The following is a 21,937-nucleotide window of genomic DNA, read 5'->3' on the forward strand; positions in this document are numbered from 1 at the left end:
AGCGCCGTACTCCCCGGAGAAGCCGCGCGCAGGCGCCCTAGGCCCACTAAGTGGGCGATGCTGGCCCTTCTGCGCCGCGACAAGTTCGCGCTCGCTGCTGCCGTGTTTCTCGTCGTGGTAGTGCTAGCGGCTCTCGTCGGCCCCCCGCTCCTTGGCGGCATCGGCATCGACATGGACCTGATGGCGCGCAACGCGCCGCCGTTCGAGCCCGACCGCGGCTTCTGGCACATCCTGGGCTCCGACGCGCTGGGGCGGCCGATCCTGGCGCGGATCATCATCGCCGCCCGCCCGACGCTCCTCATCGCGGCCGCCGCGGTGTTGCTGTCGATGGTTGTGGGTGTGCTTCTGGGCCTGATCGCTGGCTACAAGGGCGGCATCGTCGGCGACGTGATCATGCGCCTGACCGATATCGTCATGAGCTTCCCGTCGCTGCTCCTGGCGCTGGTGGTTCTCTACATCTTCGGCCCCGCGATTACGAACGTGATCATCGTTCTCGCCATCACGCGCGTGCCCGTCTACCTGCGCACCACCCGCGCGGAGGTCCTCGAGATCCGCAGCCGCATGTTCGTCGTTGCGGCCGAGGTCACCGGCGCTTCGGTGTTCCGCACGGTCTCCCGGCACATCCTGCCCATGGTCGTGCCGACCATCGCGACGCTGATGACCATCGAGTTCGCCTTCGTGATGCTTGCCGAGGCGAGCCTCAGCTTCCTCGGGCTGGGCGTGCAGGCGCCGGACTTCACCTGGGGCGTCATGGTCGCCGAAGGGCGCAGCTACCTGGCGACCGCGTGGTGGCTCTCCTTCTGGCCGGGCGTCTTCATCGCCCTCGTGACCATGTCCCTGAACCTTCTGTCGAACTGGCTCCGCATAGCAACCGATCCGGTCCAGCGCTGGCGCCTTGAGAGGGAGGTTGCTTCCGATGAGTGAGACGCTTCTCGAAGTGCGCGACCTGAGCGTCGAGTTCAGGTCGAGCCGCGGCATCACGAGAGCCGTGCAGAACGTGAGCTGGTCGGTGGCACCGGGCGAGACGCTGGCGATCCTCGGCGAAAGTGGCTCGGGCAAGTCGGTGAGCGCCAACGCGGTCATGGGCCTGATCGACAGCCCGCCGGGCCACATCACCTCGGGCACGGCGATGTATGGCGGGCGGGACCTCCTGCAGCTGTCGGGCGCTCAGCGACGCGGCATCAACGGCAAGTCCATCTCGATGATCTTCCAAGACCCGCTGGCGCATCTCAACCCGGTCTACCCGGTCGGGTGGCAAATCGAGGAGACGCTGCGGATCCACGGTGTCAGCTCGGGCGAGGCGCGGAAGCGGGCCCTCGAACTGCTCGAGCAGGTCAAGCTGCCCAACGCGCGGCAGCGACTTGGCGACTATCCGCACCAGTTCTCGGGCGGGCAGCGACAGCGCATCATGATCGCGATGGCAGTGGCGCTGCGCCCAGACCTGCTGATCGCCGACGAGCCGACGACCGCGCTAGACGTGACGGTACAGGCGCGCATCCTGGACCTGCTGAAGGAGCTGCAGCGCGAGAGCGGCATGGGCATGGTGCTGATCACCCATGACCTCGGCGTCGTCGCGCAGGTCGCCGACCGCGTGGTCGTGATGAAGGACGGGCAGGTCGTCGAAGGCGGCGCGGTGGGCGACGTCTTCCGAAGGCCTGCGCATCCCTACACGCGAAAGCTGTTGTCCGCGGTACCGGGACAGGAGCCGTTCCGGCACGTCGAGCAGAAGCCTGAGGTGCTGGTGGAGGCGAAGGGGCTGGTCAAGGAGTACCTGCTGGCCTCGAACCCCTTCAAGGTGGGCGCGACGCCCACCACCCGCGCGCTCGATGATGTCAGCTTCAAGCTGCACGCGGGCGAGACGCTTGGGATCGTGGGCGAATCCGGTTCGGGCAAGACGACGCTGGCGCGGACCCTCCTGCGCCTGACGCAGCCGACCGCAGGAGAGATTGCCTACAAGGGAACGAATGTCTTCTCGCTCCGGGGGCGGGCGCTTCGCGAGTTCCGGCGCAAGCTGCAGGTGGTGTTTCAGGACCCGACGGCATCGCTCAACCCGCGCATGAGCATTCATGAGATCGTCTCAGAACCGTGGGCAATTCACGCCGGTGTGCTGCCGCGGGCAGAGTGGCGTGCCGGGGTGGAAGACCTGCTGGTGCAGGTCGGTCTCAAGCCGGAACACGCCGACAGGTACCCACACCAGTTCTCGGGCGGGCAGCGGCAGCGTATCGCCATCGCGCGCGCTCTGGCGCTGCAGCCGGAGATCATCCTCTGCGACGAGGCGGTATCGGCGCTCGACGTGTCGGTCCAGGCGCAGGTGATTGCGCTGCTGAAAGAGCTGCAGAAGAAGCACGGGCTCGCATACATCTTCATCGCGCACGACCTGCCGCTGGTCCGCGACTTCGCCGACCGTGTGCTGGTAATGTGCAAAGGCAAGCTCGTCGAAGAGGGCACGACCGAGGAGATTTTCGCTCGGCCGAAGGACCCTTACACGGTCGAATTGATCAACGCGAGCCCGCATCCCGACCCGGAAAGACTCGACAGGCACGAGATCGCATGATGGACATGAGACGGATAGAGAGTGCGGCTGCGACGATCCGCAACGCGCGTCTGGTAGGGCGGATTCCGGATCTTCCCGTTGAACTCGTTCCGCAGGACGAGGCAAACGCCTACGCGATCCAGGATGCCCTGCTGCCGGAGGCGGAGATCGCGGGCTGGAAGGTCGCGCCGGCCAATGCCGCCAAGGGTCACCGATGCGCGCCCATCTCGTCGCGAGCTCTCATCGCTCCCGGAGGCGCGCTGTCGCAAGATGCCGCCGCGCCGGAGGTCGAGGGCGAGGTGGCCGTCGTCATCGGCAGGAACTTGGCGGCCGGAGCCGGACGCGACGAGCTGCTGGACGCGATTTCCGGGGCGTGCCTCGCCATTGAGGTGCTCGACTCCTGCTTCACCGACCGCAAGCGCATCGATCCGCTGAGTGCACTGGCGGATTGCCAGAGCAACGCCGGTCTGGTCATTGGCCAACTCCGGGAGGAGTGGCAGACGCTCGATCTCGCGGTCGTGCGACCGCGCTTCGTGACGTCGGCGGGCGAGACGTTCGAGCCGGCGAAGCCAATGGCCTCGATGACGGCAGTCCTGGAGGCCGTGCTCTGGCTGGCGCATCACGCGGGCGAGCGTGGCCGGTCACTCAGGCAGGGACAGGTTGTGATTACCGGCGCCCGGGTCGGCCCCATGCCGATCCTGCGCGGCCAGACCTTCCGACTTGAGGCAGACGGGTTCGACAGCGTCGCGATCCGGCACGAGTAAACCAAAGCATCTTGAGAGGTAAGAACATGATCGGAATGAGGATCCTCGGCGTCCCGACGCGGCCGTCGCCCGAAATGGTCGCGCAGTTTGCGGACCTGCCCGTCGCCAACATCAGCGACGTCATGGCGCGGCTGGAGGCAGGCGGCCCCCGGATCCGGCCGATGCATTCGGGCGGTGTCCTCTGCGGCCCCGCCTTCACAGTAAAGACCCGTCCAGGCGACAACCTGTTGATCCATCACGCGCTCGACGTGGCGTCGCCCGGCGATGTCATCGTCGTGGACGGCGGTGGCGATCTCACCAATTCGCTGATGGGAGAGATGATGCTGGCATATGCCGAGAAGCGCGGCCTGGGCGGCGTGGTCCTCAACGGCGCGATCCGTGACCACGGGTATGTCAGAAGCCACGCCTTCCCCGTCTTCGCCGCCGGCGTCACCCACCGCGGCCCCTACAAGCACGGTCCGGGCGAGATCAACGTCCCGATCGCGCTCGACGGAATGTCAGTCGCGCCCGGTGACATCATCGTGGGGGACGATGACGGCGTGGTCTGCGTGCCGCTGGGCGAGGCGCCTGCCGTTTATGCGGCAGCGAAGAAGAAGCACGAGGCAGAAACGGCGCAGATGGAGGCGATCCTGGCCGGCTCCAACGACCGGAGCTGGGTTCAGAAGGCGATGGAGAAGCTGCTGAGCGGTGCCGGCTGAACCATAAGGAGCTCTCGCCGCGGCGCTGCTTTCGGCGGCCGGACCTTGGCTCGGGCGAGGTCGATACAAGCGCGTACCTCGCGCCGACGCCCAGACGCGAGTCCGGAAGCCCTCGCCTTGTCGCCGGCGGAGGGCTCCCGTCGCGTGGGCGTCGCGTGGACTAGGTCTATGCCGAGCCGCAAACCGGGGTCTGGCCGTCGCTAGTGCTCCGCCTCGCGGTGCTCTTTCAGCAGGCCGCCCTCGACGTCCACGCCAAGACAGTTGCGCCTTCGCAGCCGGCTTCTGCTGCGTTGTCCACCGCAACCCGCTACAGCAAGAACAACAGAAGGAAGATCCAACAGTTCCCTTGACAGGGACCGGGAAGGGGTGCGACGGATTGATAGCCCGCCAAATAAGCAATTCGCACCGCGAATAATAGGCTTCTCTAGCCTGACCCGCGGTGACGTCATCAAGGCAATCCGGCCGGGCGTATGCGAAGTGGGAGGATCAATGAAACAAGTATGGCTTGCTTCGGTCATTGCCGGAGCTTCCGCGCTGATGCAGCCGGCAGCTGCCGACGCGCAGGAGCTGACGGTCGGTGTCGCAGGGGAGATGACGGCGCTCGACCCGCTGTTCCAGAACGTCAGCACGAACAGTCAGCTGCACATGATGATGTTCGAGCCCCTGGTCGGCCGTGATCACCAGGCGCAGACCTTTCCGCTGCTCGCCGAGAGCTGGGAACTCGTCGACGATACCACCTGGGAATTCAAGTTGCGGCCAGGTGTCACCTTCCACAACGGCGAAGAGCTGACGTCCGAGGACGTGGTCTTCACCATCGAACGGATTCCGACGATCGAAGGAAGCCCGGGACCCTACACCACCTACATCTCGTCCATTGCGGACGTCGAGGCGGTGGACCCGCAGACCGTGCGCTTCACAACCCACGCGCCGAACCCGGTGCTGCCGCTCGACCTTTCCGCGATCTTCATCGTCAATCAGGACGCGACCGAGGGTGCGACGCAGGCGGACTTCGCTTCGGGTGAAGCGATGGTCGGCACCGGCCCCTACAAGTTCGAGTCTCACCTGCCGCGCGAGGCGCTGACCGTGTCGCGGTACGAGGACTACTGGGGAGAGCCCGGCGAATGGGAGAGGATCAACGTACGGATGCTGACCAACGACGCGGCGCGCGTCGCGGCGCTGCTCGCCGGCGAGGTCGATCTGATCGACCAGGTTCCACCGAGCAACATCCCCCGCATCGAGCAGCAGGAAGAGCTGAAGGTGGCGCGCTTCCCGGCGCTCAGGTCGATCTTCCTGGCGCTCGACCAGACCGGTGACGGGCCGTTCGCGTTCGACAACGAGGGCAACGAGTTGCCTGACGACGTGTTCCAGGACCGTCGCGTCCGCGAGGCGCTGTCGATCGCCATCGACCGCTCCGCGATCGTCGATCGCGTGCTTGAAGGCGCCGCCTTCGCCTCCGGGCAGTTCATGCCCGAAGGGGCGCCGGGATACGTCGCCGACATCGAGCCGCCGGCCTATGATCCTGAGCGCGCCAAGGAGCTTCTGGCCGAGGCAGGGTATCCCGAAGGGTTTAAGCTGACGATCCACGGACCGAACTCGCACTATCCGGGCGACGTCGGGATCATCCAGGCGGTGGCGCAGTACTGGAACCGCATCGGCGTCGAGACCGAGGTCGTGGTTCAGCCCTTCGCGGGCTTCCTCGGCCGCGCTGCCAACCAGGAATTCTCGTCCTGGCTCGCCTCGTGGGGTTCGTCGACCGGAGAGGCCGGTAACACACTCAGGTCGCTCGTCCAGACCTATGACGAGGAGGCCGGTGTCGGCGCCGCCAACCGGCATCGATACTCCAACCCCGAGCTCGATGCGAAGATCGAGCTGGTCAGCACGACCATGGGCGAGGAGGAGCGGCTCCAGCACATGGAAGACGCGATTCGGCTCGCGTTCGAACAGGTCGCGGTGATCCCGATCCTGGTGCTGCAGAACGTCTGGGCGATGCGCTCCGACCTCGAGGTCGAGGGTCGCATCGACGCTCGCGTCTACCCGCATGATGTGCGCTCGACCGATTGACCGAGACGACGGGGCGCGGCCGTTCCCGAGCCGCGTCCCTTCCCTGCACACCTACGGACGCTGACCCCGAGATGACCAACCCGCTCTTGTTCCAGACCTGGGCTCTGAAGGGGGTCGCAGCACGCAACCGGATCGTTGTTTCACCAATGTGCCAGTACAAGTCGGTCGATGGCTCGCCGACCGATTGGCACTTAGTGAACCTCGGTAGGTACGCCATCGGCGGCGCCGGTGTCGTCTTCTACGAGGAGACGGCGGTCGAGGCGCGCGGGCGCAAGACCCCGCACTGCGCCGGGCTCTTCGACGACGCCCAGGTGCCGCTCTATCGCCGGATCGCGGGTTTCTTGAAGTCGCTCGGCTCCGTCCCGGCGATGCAGCTGGGTCACTCCGGCAGCCGCGGCTCGGAGATGGGTCCGATGCAGGGCCGCGCATCGCTCGAGCAGGACGGCGGCGAGGCCTGGCAGGCGATCTCGGCGAGCGACATCCCGGTGCGAGCGGGCGCACCGGCGCCTCGGGCAATGACGCGGTCGGAGATCCGAGACGTCGTCGACGCGTTCGCCAGTGCCACGCGCCGCAGCCGTGAGGCCGGCTTCGAGATCATGGAGATCCACGGCGCGCACGGCTATCTGATCCATCAATTCCTCTCGCCGGTGGTCAACCGCAGGACCGACGCCTACGGCGGAAGTCTCAGCAACCGGATGCGGTTCGCACTGGAGGTTACGGAGGCGGTCCGGGCGGAGTGGCCTGACGACAAGCCGCTTTTCTATCGCGCCTCCTGCGTCGACGGTAAGGGTGGGATCTGGAACCTCGACGACACCGTCGCGCTGGCGCGTGAGGTCGCGCGCCTCGGTGTGGATCTCTTCGACTGCTCCTCCGGCGGGATCACGGGAACGTCGGACATGCCGCTCGTGGCACGGGTACCGGGCTACCACCTGCCGTTCGGGCGCCGCATCAAGGAGGAAACAGGCCTGCCGACGATGGCGCCGGGCATGATCACCGAGCCTCTGCAGGCCGAGCGCGCACTGCAGGACGGGGCGATCGACCTCGTCGGCATGGCGCGGCAGCTGATGATGCATGCGGACTGGCCGGTGCATGCGGCCGAGGTACTGCAGATGGCAGATCCGCTCGAATGGCTGCCCGAGGACTTTGCCTTTCGGCTGAGAGGTCGGAAGGATCAGCGGGAGATGGCCTTCAACCGTGACCCGCAGCCGGTGAGCACCTGGTCCGCGCCCGAAATGGCCGCCAGCGGGCCGGCGCGAGCAGGGCACAGATGATGGCGGATGCAAGAGAGGATTTCTCCCTCCGCCCTGCGCCGGCGATCCCGCTGGACTATCCGTGCGCGGCTCCTGAACCCGGACAGATGACCGAGGTCGCACCGGAACTTTTCTGGGCGCGGCTGCCGCTGCCCTACGCGGGCGGCCATGTGAACGTCTGGCTGATTGACGAAGGGGAGACCTGGACCGTCGTCGATTGCGGCCTTGGCGGGAACGACACGCGCGCGCACTGGCAGTCGCTCCTCGACGGACCGATGGGCGGGCGCTCGGTGCGCCTGCTGATAGGGACCCATGGGCACAGCGACCATGTCGGATTTGCCGGTCCGTTTTGCGAAATGACGGGCGCAGCCTTCGCCCTGCCGAGGGCGGAGTGGTTCCTGGCCGTCGCGCGGAAGGCGGAAACGGCGGAGTCGTTGCTCTCGGCAGCGTTGAACTTCTACGTGCACAATGGCTGGCCCGAGGACGAGTGCCGAAAGGCGCTCGAGCGGCGCGCGAAATCGTTCGGCAGGTATGGGCCGCTGCCCGCAAGCTTTCGCCGGATCGCGGACGGGCAGACGCTGGTGTTGGGGGGGCTTCGCTGGTCAGTCACGACCTCCGAGGGTCATTCGCTCGAGCACGCGATGTTGCTCGCATCGGACGAGTCGCTCCTCATTGCTGGTGACGAACTCATGCCGGTCGCCTCGCCGCCAATCGGCGTCCAGATGTACGAGCCCGAAGCGAATCCGCTGGCGGAATATTTCGACCGGCTGGCGCGGCTCGAAGCGGTGAAAGAAGAGGTACTGGTGCTGCCGTCGCACGGCTCACCATATCGCGGGCTACGACGGCGGATCGAGCAGATCCGGGGCCATTTCGCCAAACGGCTGGCGCAGACGCTGGAGGCGGCCCGGCAACCCGCTACGGCCTACGAGATCTGCCGGACGGTGTTCCGCAATTCGGTGGCCCGCGGGAACATGACGATCGCGTTCGGGCAGACTTTGTCGCTCGTCAACCTGCTGCTGGCACGAGGGGCTCTGATCGGCGAGGCGCCGGGCGACGGCGGGCCGATGCGCTATCTGGCCGCCACGCCGGCGGCGAAGCTGGACGAGTTGACAGTCGCCGGTTGCGCCTGCCCGGAGGAGCGGTAGGTCGGGCCGCAGCAAGTATCGACAGGAGACAAAGATGAAGCTCACATTCCTCGGACATTCCGGGTTTCGCATCGAGATCGGCGACCAGATCCTCCTCGTGGACCCATGGATCAAGGGAAGCCCGGTCTTTCCCGAAGACCGGCGTGCGGAGGCGATCAACGGCGCGACACGCATTCTGATCAGCCACGGTCACGGCGACCACACCGGCAGCGCGCCCGACATCGCCAGGGAACTGGGCATACCGGTGGTCTGCAAGGCGGATCTCGCGAGCTGGTGGAAGTCGGCACACGGTCTGGAAACCGTCGGCTTCAACAACGGCGGCACCGTGAAGCTCGGCAATGTCAACGTCACCATGGTTGCGGCGAGCCATTCCTCGTCAGCGCCGGGCGAGAATGGTCCTGTCTATGCCGGAGCCGAGGCCGGCTTCATGATCGAGCACGACGGGCGCACGATCTACTTCTCCGGCGATACCGACGTGATGGCCGACATGGCGCTCTTCCAGGAGCTCCACGAGCCGGAGATCGGCATCCTCTGTGCCGGCGGCCACTTCACCATGGACATGAAGCGGGCCGCCTTCGCCGCCAGGAAGTTCTTCAACTTCAAGACCGTGATCCCCTGCCACTACAAGACATTCCCACTTCTCGAGCAGTCGGCCGAGGCGCTGAAGCAGGGACTGCCGGGGGTCGACGTGATCGAGCCCGAGGTCCTTCGGCCAATCGAGCTGTAACGCTGCGGGCCGGCCCCTCCGCGGGCCGGTCTGCCAACGGTGGCGAAGGCGCGTTGCGCATTGTCCAGTGCAGGAGAGGGAACATGAGTCACGTGACCGATGAGGTTAAAGGCTACATCGGGGTCGAAACCGATGTTGGCAGGTGCTGGGACGTGGTCGAGCGCGGCGCCGTGCGGCGCTTCGCTCAGGCGATCATGGACCTTGATCCCGCCTTCATGAGCGAGGAGTACGCGGCGCAGACGCCTTACGGCAAGCCTGTGGCGCCGCCGCTCTTTCCGCTTATGCAGAACCGCCTGCCATACGATGGAACCGACGTCATCTCCGAGCGCGCCGACGACCCGGACTATGACGGAACGGGCGGCGCGGGTCCCTCTAGCAACCTCCCGCCGCTGCCGCTGGGCAACCTCGCTCTGCTCAACGGCGGCTCCGAAGTCGAACTCTTCCGCTACCTGCATCACGGCGAGGGACTTTCGTTCCGCCACCGCTACGCGGACATCTATGAGCGGGAGACCTCGAAGGGCCTGATGGTCTTCGTCATCACCGAAACCGACTACCTGGACGACGACGGCGGTCTCGTCGCCCGGGTCAAGCGCACGACGATCCGGAGGTAGAGGCGATGAGGGACAATGATGCGGCACGCGCCGATGCTCCGGCAGACCCCCGTCATTTCGAGGACGTTTCCCTTGGCGAGCGGCTCGGCGACCTGCAGAAGGGCCCGTTCACGACGCCACACCTGATGCGGTGGTCGGCGGCGATCGAGAACTGGCACAAGATCCACTACGACCGCGACTTCACGCAGCAGCACGACAAGCTGCCGGACCTCCTGGTCAACGGGTCGCTGAAGCAGAATTTCCTGCTGCAGATCGTCAAGGACTGGGCCACCCCCCACGGTTGGCCCTGGAAGGTCAGCTTCCAGTTCCGAGCCATGGACGTCGTCGGCAGCACCCTCTTCGTCTGGGGCGCGGTCAAGCGGAAGATCCCGCTGAGGGACTTCGGGCTGGTCGAGCTCGAACTCGGCATCCGCAATCAGGAGGACAGGCAGTCCACTCCGGGCAAGGCCACGGTGGCGCTGCCCTATCGCGAGGGCGGACCGGTGCCCTATCCGTTCGTGCCACCCTCGGCGGACGAGCTGGCGGCGGGCGAGGCGCGGGCGGAAGGCGCCTGAAACCTGCCGCGGCCGCCCTGCGCGCGCAGCCCGGCGGCCGCAGGTCTGGCGCCGAGCGGATCGTGTCCGGCGGTCGCGGCATCGGCTCCGCCGACGACTTCGCGATGATCGAGAAGCTGGCCGACAAGCTCGGCGCCGCGGTCGGCGCGTCGCGCGCGGCGGTCGACTCGGGCTATGCGCCGAACGACTGGCAGGTAGGTCAGACCGGCAAGGTGGTGGCGCCCGAGCTCTACGTCGCGGTTGGCATATCCGGCGCGATCCAGCACCTGGCCGGGATGAAGGACTCGAAGGTCATCGTTGCGATCAACAAGGACGAGGAGGCGCCGATCTTCCAGGTCGCCGACTACGGCCTCGTCGGAGATCTCTTCAAGATCGTGCCTGAGCTCACCGGCAGGCTATGACGCCCGCTGGCCAGAACCTCTCTGTTCGGGTCGACTTCGCTCGCAGGACGAGAGGGCGAAGCCTTGACGCGATCTTCGCCCGCTTGCTATGCTAATACACGAATTGGCTATCCGCTAAGTGAATAGACAGACTGCGCCAGCTCCGGAGAAAGTGAACGAATGGATTTCGGCTATACCCCTGAGCAGGAAGAGCTGCGCAGAGACGTCGTTGCCTTCATCGAAGAGCATGTGACTGACGAGGTGCTGGCGGAGCGCGACGCACTGGACGATTTCCAGCCGACGCCCGGCTCACACGGTCGCTATGGGCCGAAAATGATGGAGCTCTTCGCCAGGATAGGCGAGCGCGGCTGGCTCGGCATCGCCTATCCCGAGGAGTACGGGGGGCAGGGCGGTGACCGCCTGACGCAATACATCGTCGAAGAAGAATTCATGCGGGCCGGGATCAACATCGGCCTGAATGGCAGCGGCGCCCCTGCGATCATGGCGGCCGGCACCGAGGAGCAGAAGAGATACTTCATCCCGCGGCTCATCAGCCGCGAGATCTCTTTCTGCCTCGGCTTTACCGAGCCGCACGCCGGCGCCGACCTGGCCAGCCTCCGCTGCCGCGCCACGCCTGAAGGCGATGACTTCGTCATCAACGGCCAGAAGATGTACACGACGACGGCACATCTCTCGACGCACATCTACCTCATGGCCCGCACCGATCCCGACGCGCCGAAGCGCGAGGGGATCTCGATCTTCCTCATACCGATGGACACGGCGGGGATCAGCATCCGGCCGATCTGGACGATCCAGAACGACCCGCGCGCACCGCACGGCACGACGTACGCCGACGCCCGCACGAACGAGACGTTCTTCGACAACGTGCGGGTGCCTCGGTCGATGCTGCTGGGAGAGGAAAACAAGGGCTGGCGCGTCGGCTCCGCTGGACTGAACCTCGACCGGGTGGGCGCCTTCCGCTATCTCATGTCGGTTCGCCGCGACGAAGACATCGTCAACCTCCTCAAGCAGCGCCGCCCCGAAATGGCCGGCCTGGCCGACGACGCGGTGGTGCGCGACAAGGTCGCCGAGCTCTGGACCGAGGCGCAGGTCTGCCGCCTGATGACGATGCGCAGCATGTCGATCGTCCAGCGCGGCGGCAACTTCACCTACGAAGGAGCGGCGGAGAAGGTCTGGGCGCCCGAGCACGGCGTCCGCACGACCGAAGCCATCGCGCAGATCCTGGGCCCCTACGCGCAGCTGCTCAAGGGCTCGCCCGACGCGGTCGAGGACGGTGTCTACGCACACAACGTCCTTGGCGCCTTCCAGTCCGGCATCAACCACGGCGGTGTGCAGATCATGCGTGACCAGATCGCTCGGCGCGGCCTCGGCCTGCCGTCGGCGCGGCGGGCGAGGTCGGCTCGGGCCTGACAGCTGCATGGCTTGAAATTGCGGCGCCGGAGCAGATGGCGCGGAGACCCTGATGATCACGTTCCACGGAAGGCTCACATGGACATACTGATGACGGACGAGCAGGAAATGGTTCGCGACTCCGCGCGCACCTTCCTCGAAGGCGAGTGCTCGCCCGCCCTTGTGCGCAAGATGGAGGCGGATCCGCTCGGCTACGACAAGGAGATCTGGTCGCAGGCGGCGGAGCTGGGCTGGCAGGGCATATCGCTACCCGAGCAATACGGTGGCTCGGGTCTGCCGCTCACCTACCTCGGGATCATCCTGCAGGAAGTCGGCCGCGCGCTGGCGCCGATCCCGCTCCTCAGCTCGGCGGCGGCGGCCCTGACGCTGGCCGAAGCCGGAAGCGAGGGCCAGCGCAAGGTCATCCTGCCGTCTGTCGCAGATGGCAGCCTGATACTGACATGGGCTGTCTCGGAAGCCGACGTGCGTTGCCGGCCGGGAACGATCGGCATGACGGCCGAGGCGGATGGCAGCGAATTCGTGCTGAACGGCAACAAGACTTTCGTCGACAACTTCGCCGCGGCCGACAAGTGCTTGGTGCTATGTCGCACCGCCCGCGCAGGCGACGGCAGGCACGGTCTCTCGCTGTTTCTCGTCGACACCGATGCTTCGGGCATCTCGGAGACGCCGCTCATCCCGACGGCAAAGGATCGTCAGAGCCGCGTCAGCTTCGATGGCGTGAGGGTGTCCAAGGACAACCTGGTCGGTCGCCTCAACGAAGGCTGGCCTGTGGCGGAGCGGATGCTGGACCGGGCGACCGCGCTCCTTTGCGCGCAGATGATGGGCGCCGCCCGGAAGGATGCCGAGCTGGCGATCGAATACGCCAAGATGCGCGAAGCGTTCGGCCAGCCGATCGGCGCGTTCCAATCGATCCAGCACATGTGCGCCGACATGATCATCTGGATCGACGGCGGCGATCTGCTGACGTTCGAGGCGTTGTGGAAAATGGACCAAGGCTTGCCCTGCCGCGTCGAGGTCTCGCAGGCAAAGTCGTTCTGCAACGAGAAGGCGCTGGCCTCGGCGCGCAACGCGCAGATCATCCACGGCGGCATCGGTTTCATGATGGAGCTGGACCTGCACCTCTGGTACCGCCGGATCGCCTCGTGGACGATGCGCCTCGGCACCACTTATGAGCATCGTGCGCGCATCGCCGAGGCGCTGCTCGATCATCCGGGCGAAGTCGTTCTGGGCCGGCCGCTGCCGGACTCGGAGCCGGTCGCTGCCGAGGAACTGCGCAAGACAGCCTGAGGGTCCGCGGGGCGCGCCGCCACGAGCGGCGCGATTCGACCAACGACGCTCGCCACGAGCGCGCCGGGAGGAGAGGAAACATGACGGGACCGTTGGCAGGCCTGAAGGTTGTCGAGTTCGGTAACGCTATGGCGGGTCCGTACTGCGGCATGACGCTGGCCGATTATGGTGCCGAGGTTGTCAAGATCGAGCGGCTGGAGGTTGGCGACGACAGCCGCATGTGGACGCCGCACTTCCACGGAGCGGTGGCGGCCTACTTTGCCTCGGCAAATCGCAACAAGAAGAGCTTTGCCGCGGATTTGAAGTCGCCAAAGGGCGTAGAGGTTGTGCGCAAGCTGATCCTCGGGTCCGACGTCGTGATCGACAACTACCGGCTTGGCGCCCTTGCCCGCGCCGGCCTCGACTACGAGACGCTGAGCAGGGAGAACCCCCGTCTGATCTACGCCTCGATCAGCGGTTTCGGCGCCTCGGGGCCGCTCAAGGACGTGCCCTGCAACGACCTCAGGATGCAGGCCTATTCCGGCGGCATGAGCATCACCGGCTATCCTGATGGGGATCCGGTCAAGATGGGCATTTCGGTCTGCGACGTGGGGGCGGGGATGCTTGCAACGATCGGCATCCTGATCGCGCTGCAAGTCCGCCAGCAAACCGGGCGCGGCCAGCGCGTGGACACATCGCTGCTCGAGGGGCAGGTCTCGATGCTCTCCTACCACATCACCCGCTTTTTCGCGAGCGGAGTCGTGCCGAAGGGTGGGGGCAGCGGCGGGCTCGCCAATCCCACCTACCGTGCCTTTCGCGCGACCGACGGCTGGTTCGTGATCTCGTGCTTCAACGACCGGATGTGGCGCGACCTCTGCGCCGCGCTCGGCAAGGAGGAATGGATCGCCGACCCGCGCTTCCTGACCTCGACCCTCAGGTCCGAGAACCGGTACGTGCTTATGGAGATGCTGGAGGAGATAATCGCGCGGGAGCCGAAGGCGCACTGGATCAACGCGCTCGAGGCGCGCAACGTGCCGTGCTCGCCCATCCACACGATCGCCGAGATGGTCGAGCAGGAGCAGGTCGAGGCGCGAGACATGATGGTCGACATCGAGCTCGAGGGGCTCGGGCCGATGCGGATGGGCGGTCTGCCCCTGAAGTTCAGCGAGACGCCGGGCGCGGTGCGCATGCACCCCCCGCGCCTCGGACAGCACACGCGGGAGGTTCTCGAGTCGCTCGAAATCGCCCAGTCGGAGATCGTTGCGCTGGCCGAGGCCGGGGCAGTCGGCCTCGATCAGGGATGGGCGATCAAGGGCACGCCGGCGGGCAACAAGTCATGATCTCCTTCCGTCGGACCAGCGGCCACATGGGAGCATCGGAGGAGACGGAATGAAGCTCGCATATTTCCAGGACAACCGGGTGGGGGCGGTGAAGGGTGACCGCGTGGTAGACCTGACGCCGCTGTTGGAGGATCTGCCTCACCGCGATAGGCAGGACCTGATGCCGGCGCTGATCGGCGCCTTCGACCGTTACGTCGATCGGCTGCGGGAGCATGTGGAGGCCGAGGAGGGGGTGCCGCTCTCGACCGTGAGTCTGCGCGCGCCGCTGCCGCGGGTGCGCCAGATTGATTGCATGGCAACAAACTACTTGGAGAACGGAACGCTCGAGAAGGCCTTTCCCATCAACGCGTTCCACAAGTCGCCGAGCGCCGTGATCGGACCGGACGAGGCCATAGTCCTGCAGGACATCCCCGCCACAGTGTTCGAAGCCGAGGCCGAACTGGCCATCGTCGTCGGGCGGCAGGCGAAGGACGTCAGCGAGGCCGAGGCGATGGATCACGTCTTCGGCTATATGAACTTCATCGACGGCTCGGCGCGCGGTCTCCCGCCCAGCCGGAACGTGTTCTTCCAGGCCAAGTCGCGCGACACCTTCGCTCCGATGGGACCCTACATCGTGACGGCGGACGAGATCCGCGATCCGCAGAATCTGCCCGTGAAACTTTGGATCAATGGCGAGCTGCGGCAGGATTTCAGCACCAGCGACATGGCCTACAGCATCGCGCGATGCATCTCGTGGCTGAGCACGATCCACACGCTGGAGCCGGGCGACGTCGTTGCCACTGGGACCAACCACCGCGGCCTGAGCGCGCTGCATGACGGCGATCTGGTCGAGCTCGAGACAGAGGGGCTGGGCCGCCTCCGCACGCCGGTGCGGGACGACCTCAAGCGCACCTGGACCCGCGACACGCGCCTGCAGGAGAACGAGAAGCGCGTCGCGCGCGGCGAGGAGCCGGCACCGACTGGCATTCCGGCGACGCAACTCACCGGCAAGTACGCCCCGGCCTGATCGGCGCGGGAACCAATGCGACGCGGGGAAGGAGACGACATGTCGGAATTCGAGACGAAGGAGATGATCGAGGGGATCAGCCGGTGGGTGCACTGCGAGAGCCCAACGGCCGACCCGGCCGCAGTGAACCGCATGATCGACCTCGTCGCGCAGGAATTCGCTGACGTTCCCGTCCACGTCGAGCGGCTGCCGGGCGGCGATGGACTTGGCGATTGCCTGATCGTCAGCGCAGGCCCCGAAAACGGCGAGCCGCACGGGCTCGTCCTGTCGCACATCGACACGGTGCATCCGATCGGCACGCTTGCCAACGACAACCCGGTGCGGATCGAGGGGGACAAGCTCTTCGGCCCAGGCGTCATGGACATGAAGGGCGGCGCCTACATGGGTATGAGCGCTTTCCGATCGCTCGCCCGCGAGGCGAAGCTGGGACGGCGCGTCGTCTACATGTTCACGCCAGACGAGGAGGTGGGCAGCGTCGGCACGCGCGGCCTGATCGAGGCGCGGGCCGAGGGTGCTGCCTACGTCCTCGTCACGGAGCCTGCGCGCCCCGGCGGCCGCGTGGTCACGGCGCGGCGCGGCTCCGGTCGATTCGACGTTCATCTGCGCGGAATCCCAGCGCACAGCGGATCGGGGCAGGATGTGGGGCGCAGCGCCATTCGCGAGGCCGCGCACCAGATCCTCGCGATCGAAGCGCTGAACGACGAGGCGCGGGGGGTGAGCGCGACCGTCGGCCTGGTCAAGGGAGGGACTGCGGCCAACACCATTCCCGAACACGCCTGGTTCAAGGTCGACTTCCGCATGCGCGAGGCCGAGGACGCCGCGCGGCTGGACGCGTTCGTCCGCAACCTCGAGCCGCGCTGCCCTGACGTGAAGATCCGCGTCGAAGGCCGGATCACGCGACCACCTTACCGCAAGAGCGAGGCGATCGCCGAACTGCATGCGCGCATCCAGGAGACGAGTCGCGCCTATGGCCTGCCGCTGGAGGAATTGCCGCTGGCACTCGGCGGCTCCGACGCCAACTTCACGGCGGCTAGGGGTATTCCGACGATGGACGGCCTCGGCATCGAAGGCTTCGGCGGCCACACGCTCGAGGAGCATGCCCTGATCACGTCGATCTTGCCCCGCACGAATCTGCTGCGGGATCTGATGGCGCAGCTTTGAATGATGCGGGGTGAGAGGACCGATCGCTCCGAACCCGAAGCGACGCGCAGGCCCGGATGAGGGAGGGCGAGGCGGGCGGCGCGGCGCGATTGCCCGGCTTCTTCGCGGTCCTCCGGCTTGCGAACTACGGTGTCTACACGGCCGGCAACTCGGTCTCGCTCATCGGGACGTGGGTGCAGCGCATTGCCACGGGCTGGCTGACCTGGGAGCTCACCGGCTCCGGCGTATGGCTCGGGATCATGGCCTTCGCCGACCTGTTCCCCACGGTGCTCGTCGGTCCCGTGGCCGGGGCTATAGCCGACCGAACCGATCGGCTCAGGCTTACCTACGCGAGCCAGTCCGCGGCCTGCGGCCTGGCGGTGCTGCTCTTCGTCCTTTCCGCGACCGGCCTGATCGAGATCTACAGCCTGCTCGTGCTGACGCTTGCCACGGGCATCGTCATGGCGCTGAACCAGCCGGCGCGGATGGCGCTGATCTCATCCCTGGTGCCGCGCTCGCACCTGCCGGCGGCAGTCGCGGTGAACTCCATCGTCTTCAACGTCGCGCGGTTCGTGGGGCCGGCGGTCGCCGGGGTGCTGATCGTCACTTCCGGGGTCGCGGCGGCCTTCGCGTTCAACGCACTATCTTTTGCGGTCTTCCTCTTCGCGCTGAGCCGCGTGCGGCTGGATCCCGAGGAGCCGCGGCCGGAGCGCTCCGCGACGCTCGTACGCGAGCTCGTGGCGGGCTACCGCTATGCCGCGACGCACGCCGGACTCGGCGCGGTGTTCGTGCTGCTGATCATGACCTCGATCGGTGCGCGGCCGGTGGTCGAACTGCTGCCCGGCTTTGCGGACGCCGTGTTCGGCGCTGGCGCGACGGGCCTCGCCATCCTTACCTCGTCGATCGGGATCGGATCCATCATCGCCGGGCTGTGGCTCGGCGGACGCCCGAACCCGGAGCGCATGCCTCTCGTCGTGGTCTACAGCGCTGGGCTCCTCAGTTGCGCAATCCTGCTATTCGTTGCGACGGACCTGCTTTGGGTCGCCATACCGGCCATGATCCTCTCCGGTTTCGCCATGGCCGGCACCGGCATTGGTTCGCAGACGATGATCCATCTTGCGGTGGAGCCGGCGATGCGCGGTCGCGTGCTCAGCATTCACGGCGTCATCTTTCGCGGCGGGCCCGCCCTCGGCGCCCTTGCCATGGGGGCGGCGTCGGAATTTCTCGGTCTGCGCATCCCGCTGGCAATCGGTGCAGTTCTGGTGCTGTCGGGCGTGGGCTGGATGTGGTTGCGCCTCGGTACGGTGACAGCCGCGCTTCTTCCCTACTGGCGGGAGTGAGCAAGAGTTATCTACTTGCACAGCGGATAGAGTAAAGCCAGACTCGCCAGCGATTTGCAGCAAGACGGAGTCACGCGATTGGAGCGGCGCCGAGAGGAGACAGAAGACGAAGCGGGAGATTCCGGTGGCGAGGCTTCGCGCCGGAGGGCGGCCGCGTCACCTAAGAAGGACCGGCAGTTCGTCACGGCACTGGCGCGCGGCCTGGCAGTCCTGCGTGCGTTCTCGAACGAGCGGCGGGAGCTCGGATCGTCGCAGATCGCCCGCCTCACGAACTTGCCGCAGCCAACCGTCTGGCGGCTCTGCAAGACGCTGCTCGACGAGGGCTACCTGTTGCCGACGCAGAGCGGCGAGAAGTTTCAGCTGAGCCCGGCGGTCCTGTCGCTCGGCTTCAGCGCACTGGCGACGATCCCGATCGCCGAAATCGCGAAGCCCAGCATGCAGATCGTCGCCGACCGTTTCCTGGCGGGCTGCTCGCTCGGGATCCGCGACGGCAACAGCATGCTCCTGGTGCAGCGCTGCCAGGGAGAGAACGCGACGCTGATCCTGAACCTGCATGTAGGCTCGCGGCTGCCACTGGCCGAAAGCGCGATGGGAACTGCCTACATCGCCGCCCTCGATGAGGCCGAGCAGAGTGAGCTGCTCGACCATATCCGCAGCTCGGACGAGCTGCGATGGCCGGTCCGCAAGGAATTCATCGACACGACGCTCAGGGAGTACCGGAAGTACGGATACATCGCGAACGAGGCTGGCTTCCATTCGCAGCTGAACACGGTCGCGACGGCGTTCCGCTCGAGCGACGGGCGGGTCTATTCGCTGACCTGCGGCACACCCTCCAACAAGCTCGACATCGACACCATGCGCAACGAGGTCGCCCCGGCGCTGCTGCAATGCGCCAAGGCCCTGAGCGGTGGCGCGGCGGTTTGACCCGGCGCTTATACCGACCGACAACAGGAAGGAATTGCCCGTGAAGATTGACGCCACGCTCCGCTCCTCCGGAGGCGATGACGCGCTGTCTGCGCTCTTCGAAGCGCGCTATGCCGGCGCCTCGCAGGTCCCGCCGCACAGGGAACTTCCCGTGCTGGAGACATTGCTGTCTCATCGTTCGGTCCGGGCGTACCTGCCCGAGCCGGTGCCGGACGACGATGTCGCCGGTGCCATTGCGGCCGCGCAGTCCGCCGCGACCTCGTCCAACCTGCAGGCGTGGAACGTGATCGAGGTGCGCGACGCCGAGCGCAAGGCGCGCCTCGCCCATCTCGCGAACGACCAGAAGCACATACGCGAGGCGCCGCTCCTCCTCGTCTGGCTCGCCGATCTCGAGCGGCTTCGCAGGGTCGCCGAGCTGACGGAGCATGCGTCCGAAGCCCTGGACTATCTCGAGATGTTCGTGACCGGCGCCATCGATGCCGCGCTCGCCGCGCAGAACGCCACAGTCGCGTTCGAGGCGATGGGCTACGGCACATGCTACATCGGATCGATGCGGAGTCATCCGGAGGCCGTTGCGGCGGAACTGGCGCTGCCCCCGAGGGTGTTTGCGGTCTTCGGCATGACGGTGGGCCGCGAGGACCCTGAGCGGGAGACTGACCTCAAGCCTCGTCTGCCTCAGCATGCGGTGCGCTTTCCGGAGCGCTATGGCGGCACAGGCCTTGAGAAGGATGTCGCAAACTACGATGCGGCGATGCGACAGCTCCAGGAACGGCAACGAATGCCGGTCATTGGCTGGTCCACCAAGACCAGCAAGCGCGTCGAGGGCGCGGCGTCGCTCAAGAACCGGGACAAGCTGAAGGGTTTCCTGCGGGGGATGGGCTTCGGTCTGAGATAAAGGGCCAAGGTCGGGGGAGGATAACTCATGGCGCGTGTTCCGTACCTCGAGGTCGACGACCTCGAGCCGCAGGACAGACCGCTCCTGAAGAGCGGCATCAATTTCCACAAGGCGCTGGTGAATTCGCCAGGGGCGCGGAGGGCGAGCGCGCCGCTTGGCCGGCGCGCACCTAGAGCTCCATGGGAGGAACAGAATGAAGCGTGTGGCAATCGTCGGCTATTTTCTTGAGGTGAACTCCTTCTCCCCGGTCACGACCGAAGCGGGATTCCGCGCCCTCTGCCATCTCACGGGCGACGAGGTGGCCGAAGAGTTGCGCAAGGAGGCGTCGGTGCTCCCGCTTGAGGTGACGGCTTTCGCCCGAGCCCTCGATGAGCTCGAGAGCTGGGAACCTGTACCGATCTCGGTTCTTGCAGCGACTCCGGGTGGGCCGGTCGAGCAAGCCTTCTACGACACGTGGCTCGCCGACGTGCGACGGCGGCTCGAGGCTGCAGGTCCGCTCGACGGGATCTACGTCGCCAATCACGGGGCCGGGGCGGCGACCCAAGATCTCGACTCGGACGGCACGCTCTACGCCCTCGTGCGCGACGTGGTCGGTCCGGGCGTGCCGATCGTCGCGACGCTCGATCTCCACGCCAACGTCTCGGAGAGGATGGTGGACATGGCAGACGTCATGATCACCTACCGGACCAACCCACATGTCGACCAGCGCGAGAGGGCAGAAGAGGCGGCGCGGGCAATGGTCGAGCTATGGGCGGGGGTGCGTCCCGAGACAGCCTTCATCCGGCTGCCGATCTGCCCGCCATCAATCACGCTCCTCACCAGCGAAGGGCCGTACGCCGACCTGATCCGGTTCGGGCAGGAGGCCAGGGACGAGCGCATCCTCAACGTCTCGATCTTCGGCAACTTCACCTTTTCCGACCTGCCGAAGAACGGCATCACCGTCCTCGTTACGGCCCGCGGCGATCGCGCGGCGGCGCAGGCCCTCTGCCTCCGCATCGCCGAGAAGGGGTGGGCGGAGCGGCATCGCTACCAGCGCGACTTGACCAGCATCGATGATGCCGTGGCTGGCGCCAGGGCGCGAAGCGACGACGCCACGATCCCGCCCCGCATCTATGCCGACGTCGCAGACAATCCGGGAAGCGGCGGCTCGGGCCGTAACGTGTCGCTTCTCGAGGCGCTGCACGCGGCCGGCGCCACTGGCGTCGTCTGCGGTGTGTTCCACGATCCAGCCCTCGCGGCAGAAGCCCATTCGCTCGGCGAGGGAGCCACATTCGAGGCGGTTTTCAATCGCGACAGGGAGGATGAGTTCGTCAAGCGCTTCAGCGCGCCGGCACGGGTACTGAAGCTTCACGACGGCACCGTCGTCGGGCGCCGCGGCAACCGCCGCGGTAGGATCATGCCGCACGGCCCGTCCTGCCTGCTGGAGCTCGGCGGAATCTGCGTTGCAGTGTCGAGCAACCGCCTCCAGACCTATGACCCGGCGCAGTTCGAGATGTTCGGCGTCGATGTCGCCGAGGCGCGCACAGTGGTGGTGAAGTCCCGGGGCCACTTCCGTGCGGGTTTCGACGAGTTCTTCCCGCCTGACCGTATCGACGAGATCGATGCGCCGGGGCTCAGCTCGCCGGTGCTTTCACGATTTCCGTTCAGGCACTTGCCGCGTCCAGTTTACCCACTTGACGAAGGAGCCATGTGGGCACCACCCGCCTGGTGAAGCCCTTGCCGCGAGCCGAGATTCTTCTTGACGGCGGGAACCCTCGGAGCTTAGCCTAAAATGAAATATGTATTCGCTGGGCGAGTAAAGAGCGCCAAACGCTCTTTGGGAGAAGCGGGCGGCGAAGGCTGGTCGCAGTCAGCCGCGCAGGAATGGCGCCG

Annotated in this window: 19 protein-coding genes and 1 pseudogene; all 20 read left to right on the forward strand. The window is 66.3% G+C overall.

All coding sequences use genetic code 11. From position 1 onward, the window contains the following. Window positions 1-57: 57 nt before the first annotated feature. The 20 genes and pseudogenes from JM664_RS09320 to JM664_RS09415 all read left to right on the forward strand — a co-directional run bounded on the left by JM664_RS09320 (window position 58) and on the right by JM664_RS09415 (window position 21,776). Complete coding sequence (locus tag JM664_RS09320) at window positions 58-924, forward strand: ABC transporter permease (RefSeq protein WP_227419634.1); 867 nt, start codon at window positions 58-60, stop codon at window positions 922-924. Further along, window positions 917-2,554 (forward strand): ABC transporter ATP-binding protein, encoded by a 1,638-nt coding sequence (locus tag JM664_RS09325; protein ID WP_227419635.1) that lies wholly within the window; start codon window positions 917-919, stop codon window positions 2,552-2,554. The genes JM664_RS09320 and JM664_RS09325 overlap by 8 nt, the downstream gene beginning before the upstream one ends. Further along, window positions 2,551-3,297 carry a 2-keto-4-pentenoate hydratase gene (locus tag JM664_RS09330; RefSeq protein ID WP_227419636.1) on the forward strand — a complete coding sequence of 249 codons (747 nt, stop codon included), beginning with the start codon at window positions 2,551-2,553 and terminating at the stop codon, window positions 3,295-3,297. Before JM664_RS09325 ends, JM664_RS09330 begins: the two co-directional genes overlap by 4 nt. A gap of 26 nt (window positions 3,298-3,323) precedes the next feature. Then, a complete protein-coding gene (locus JM664_RS09335; RefSeq protein WP_227419637.1) occupies window positions 3,324-3,995 on the forward strand; it encodes an RraA family protein in 672 nt (223 codons plus the stop codon). 489 nt (window positions 3,996-4,484) lie between these two features. Beyond that, window positions 4,485-6,056, forward strand: coding sequence for an ABC transporter substrate-binding protein (locus JM664_RS09340; RefSeq protein ID WP_227419638.1), 1,572 nt, complete (start codon window positions 4,485-4,487; stop codon window positions 6,054-6,056). Between the two features lie 71 nt (window positions 6,057-6,127). Further along, the gene (locus JM664_RS09345; protein WP_227419639.1) at window positions 6,128-7,327 is read left to right on the forward strand and encodes an NADH:flavin oxidoreductase/NADH oxidase; all 1,200 of its coding nucleotides are present in this window, start codon (window positions 6,128-6,130) and stop codon (window positions 7,325-7,327) included. Window positions 7,328-7,413: 86 nt separating this feature from the next. Continuing rightward, on the forward strand, window positions 7,414-8,451 hold the full coding sequence (locus JM664_RS09350; protein WP_227419640.1) for an MBL fold metallo-hydrolase: 1,038 nt from the start codon (window positions 7,414-7,416) through the stop codon (window positions 8,449-8,451). A 34-nt stretch (window positions 8,452-8,485) separates the two neighbouring features. Continuing rightward, a complete protein-coding gene (locus JM664_RS09355) occupies window positions 8,486-9,178 on the forward strand; it encodes a metal-dependent hydrolase (protein WP_227419641.1) in 693 nt (230 codons plus the stop codon). An 83-nt stretch (window positions 9,179-9,261) separates the two neighbouring features. Continuing rightward, complete coding sequence (locus JM664_RS09360; protein ID WP_227419642.1) at window positions 9,262-9,789, forward strand: FAS1-like dehydratase domain-containing protein; 528 nt, start codon at window positions 9,262-9,264, stop codon at window positions 9,787-9,789. A gap of 5 nt (window positions 9,790-9,794) precedes the next feature. Beyond that, window positions 9,795-10,343: a hotdog family protein gene (locus JM664_RS09365; RefSeq protein WP_227419643.1), complete on the forward strand. Its 549-nt coding sequence runs from the start codon at window positions 9,795-9,797 to the stop codon at window positions 10,341-10,343. Window positions 10,344-10,402: 59 nt separating this feature from the next. Further along, window positions 10,403-10,744 (forward strand): annotated as a pseudogene (locus JM664_RS09370) (electron transfer flavoprotein subunit alpha/FixB family protein); the annotation flags it as partial. A gap of 159 nt (window positions 10,745-10,903) precedes the next feature. Beyond that, the gene (locus JM664_RS09375) at window positions 10,904-12,154 is read left to right on the forward strand and encodes an acyl-CoA dehydrogenase family protein (RefSeq protein WP_227419644.1); all 1,251 of its coding nucleotides are present in this window, start codon (window positions 10,904-10,906) and stop codon (window positions 12,152-12,154) included. Window positions 12,155-12,232: 78 nt separating this feature from the next. After that, the gene (locus JM664_RS09380; protein WP_227419645.1) at window positions 12,233-13,441 is read left to right on the forward strand and encodes an acyl-CoA dehydrogenase family protein; all 1,209 of its coding nucleotides are present in this window, start codon (window positions 12,233-12,235) and stop codon (window positions 13,439-13,441) included. Window positions 13,442-13,521: 80 nt separating this feature from the next. Continuing rightward, window positions 13,522-14,760: a CaiB/BaiF CoA transferase family protein gene (locus JM664_RS09385; RefSeq protein ID WP_227419646.1), complete on the forward strand. Its 1,239-nt coding sequence runs from the start codon at window positions 13,522-13,524 to the stop codon at window positions 14,758-14,760. Window positions 14,761-14,809: 49 nt separating this feature from the next. After that, the gene (locus JM664_RS09390) at window positions 14,810-15,766 is read left to right on the forward strand and encodes a fumarylacetoacetate hydrolase family protein (RefSeq protein WP_227419647.1); all 957 of its coding nucleotides are present in this window, start codon (window positions 14,810-14,812) and stop codon (window positions 15,764-15,766) included. Window positions 15,767-15,805: 39 nt separating this feature from the next. Next, entirely contained in the window at window positions 15,806-16,927 is a 1,122-nt protein-coding gene (locus JM664_RS09395) for a M20 family metallopeptidase (RefSeq protein ID WP_227419648.1), read from the forward strand. 56 nt (window positions 16,928-16,983) lie between these two features. Then, window positions 16,984-18,246 (forward strand): MFS transporter, encoded by a 1,263-nt coding sequence (locus JM664_RS09400; RefSeq protein WP_227419649.1) that lies wholly within the window; start codon window positions 16,984-16,986, stop codon window positions 18,244-18,246. A 78-nt stretch (window positions 18,247-18,324) separates the two neighbouring features. Next, window positions 18,325-19,170 (forward strand): IclR family transcriptional regulator, encoded by an 846-nt coding sequence (locus tag JM664_RS09405; RefSeq protein ID WP_227419650.1) that lies wholly within the window; start codon window positions 18,325-18,327, stop codon window positions 19,168-19,170. A gap of 40 nt (window positions 19,171-19,210) precedes the next feature. Next, window positions 19,211-20,065, forward strand: coding sequence for an NADPH-dependent oxidoreductase (locus JM664_RS09410; RefSeq protein ID WP_227419651.1), 855 nt, complete (start codon window positions 19,211-19,213; stop codon window positions 20,063-20,065). 193 nt (window positions 20,066-20,258) lie between these two features. After that, window positions 20,259-21,776, forward strand: a complete 1,518-nt coding sequence (locus JM664_RS09415) for a M81 family metallopeptidase (protein ID WP_227419652.1) — start codon at window positions 20,259-20,261, stop codon at window positions 21,774-21,776. Window positions 21,777-21,937: the final 161 nt, after the last annotated feature.

The organism is Roseitranquillus sediminis, assembly GCF_016918935.1.
Lineage (GTDB): Bacteria > Pseudomonadota > Alphaproteobacteria > Rhodobacterales > Rhodobacteraceae > Roseitranquillus > Roseitranquillus sediminis.

What these genes read in the sequence shown, in the direction of transcription:
- JM664_RS09355 (WP_227419641.1), top strand. Translation starts at nt 8,486, where the DNA reads ATGAAGCTCACATTCCTCGGACATTCCGGGTTTCGCATCGAGATCGGC.
- JM664_RS09375 (WP_227419644.1), top strand. Translation starts at nt 10,904, where the DNA reads ATGGATTTCGGCTATACCCCTGAGCAGGAAGAGCTGCGCAGAGACGTC.
- JM664_RS09330 (WP_227419636.1), top strand. Translation starts at nt 2,551, where the DNA reads ATGATGGACATGAGACGGATAGAGAGTGCGGCTGCGACGATCCGCAAC.
- JM664_RS09380 (WP_227419645.1), top strand. Translation starts at nt 12,233, where the DNA reads ATGGACATACTGATGACGGACGAGCAGGAAATGGTTCGCGACTCCGCG.
- JM664_RS09325 (WP_227419635.1), top strand. Translation starts at nt 917, where the DNA reads ATGAGTGAGACGCTTCTCGAAGTGCGCGACCTGAGCGTCGAGTTCAGG.
- JM664_RS09345 (WP_227419639.1), top strand. Translation starts at nt 6,128, where the DNA reads ATGACCAACCCGCTCTTGTTCCAGACCTGGGCTCTGAAGGGGGTCGCA.
- JM664_RS09400 (WP_227419649.1), top strand. Translation starts at nt 16,984, where the DNA reads ATGAGGGAGGGCGAGGCGGGCGGCGCGGCGCGATTGCCCGGCTTCTTC.
- JM664_RS09340 (WP_227419638.1), top strand. Translation starts at nt 4,485, where the DNA reads ATGAAACAAGTATGGCTTGCTTCGGTCATTGCCGGAGCTTCCGCGCTG.
- JM664_RS09335 (WP_227419637.1), top strand. Translation starts at nt 3,324, where the DNA reads ATGATCGGAATGAGGATCCTCGGCGTCCCGACGCGGCCGTCGCCCGAA.
- JM664_RS09365 (WP_227419643.1), top strand. Translation starts at nt 9,795, where the DNA reads ATGAGGGACAATGATGCGGCACGCGCCGATGCTCCGGCAGACCCCCGT.
- JM664_RS09350 (WP_227419640.1), top strand. Translation starts at nt 7,414, where the DNA reads ATGACCGAGGTCGCACCGGAACTTTTCTGGGCGCGGCTGCCGCTGCCC.
- JM664_RS09415 (WP_227419652.1), top strand. Translation starts at nt 20,259, where the DNA reads ATGAAGCGTGTGGCAATCGTCGGCTATTTTCTTGAGGTGAACTCCTTC.
- JM664_RS09320 (WP_227419634.1), top strand. Translation starts at nt 58, where the DNA reads ATGCTGGCCCTTCTGCGCCGCGACAAGTTCGCGCTCGCTGCTGCCGTG.
- JM664_RS09390 (WP_227419647.1), top strand. Translation starts at nt 14,810, where the DNA reads ATGAAGCTCGCATATTTCCAGGACAACCGGGTGGGGGCGGTGAAGGGT.
- JM664_RS09395 (WP_227419648.1), top strand. Translation starts at nt 15,806, where the DNA reads ATGTCGGAATTCGAGACGAAGGAGATGATCGAGGGGATCAGCCGGTGG.
- JM664_RS09385 (WP_227419646.1), top strand. Translation starts at nt 13,522, where the DNA reads ATGACGGGACCGTTGGCAGGCCTGAAGGTTGTCGAGTTCGGTAACGCT.
- JM664_RS09360 (WP_227419642.1), top strand. Translation starts at nt 9,262, where the DNA reads ATGAGTCACGTGACCGATGAGGTTAAAGGCTACATCGGGGTCGAAACC.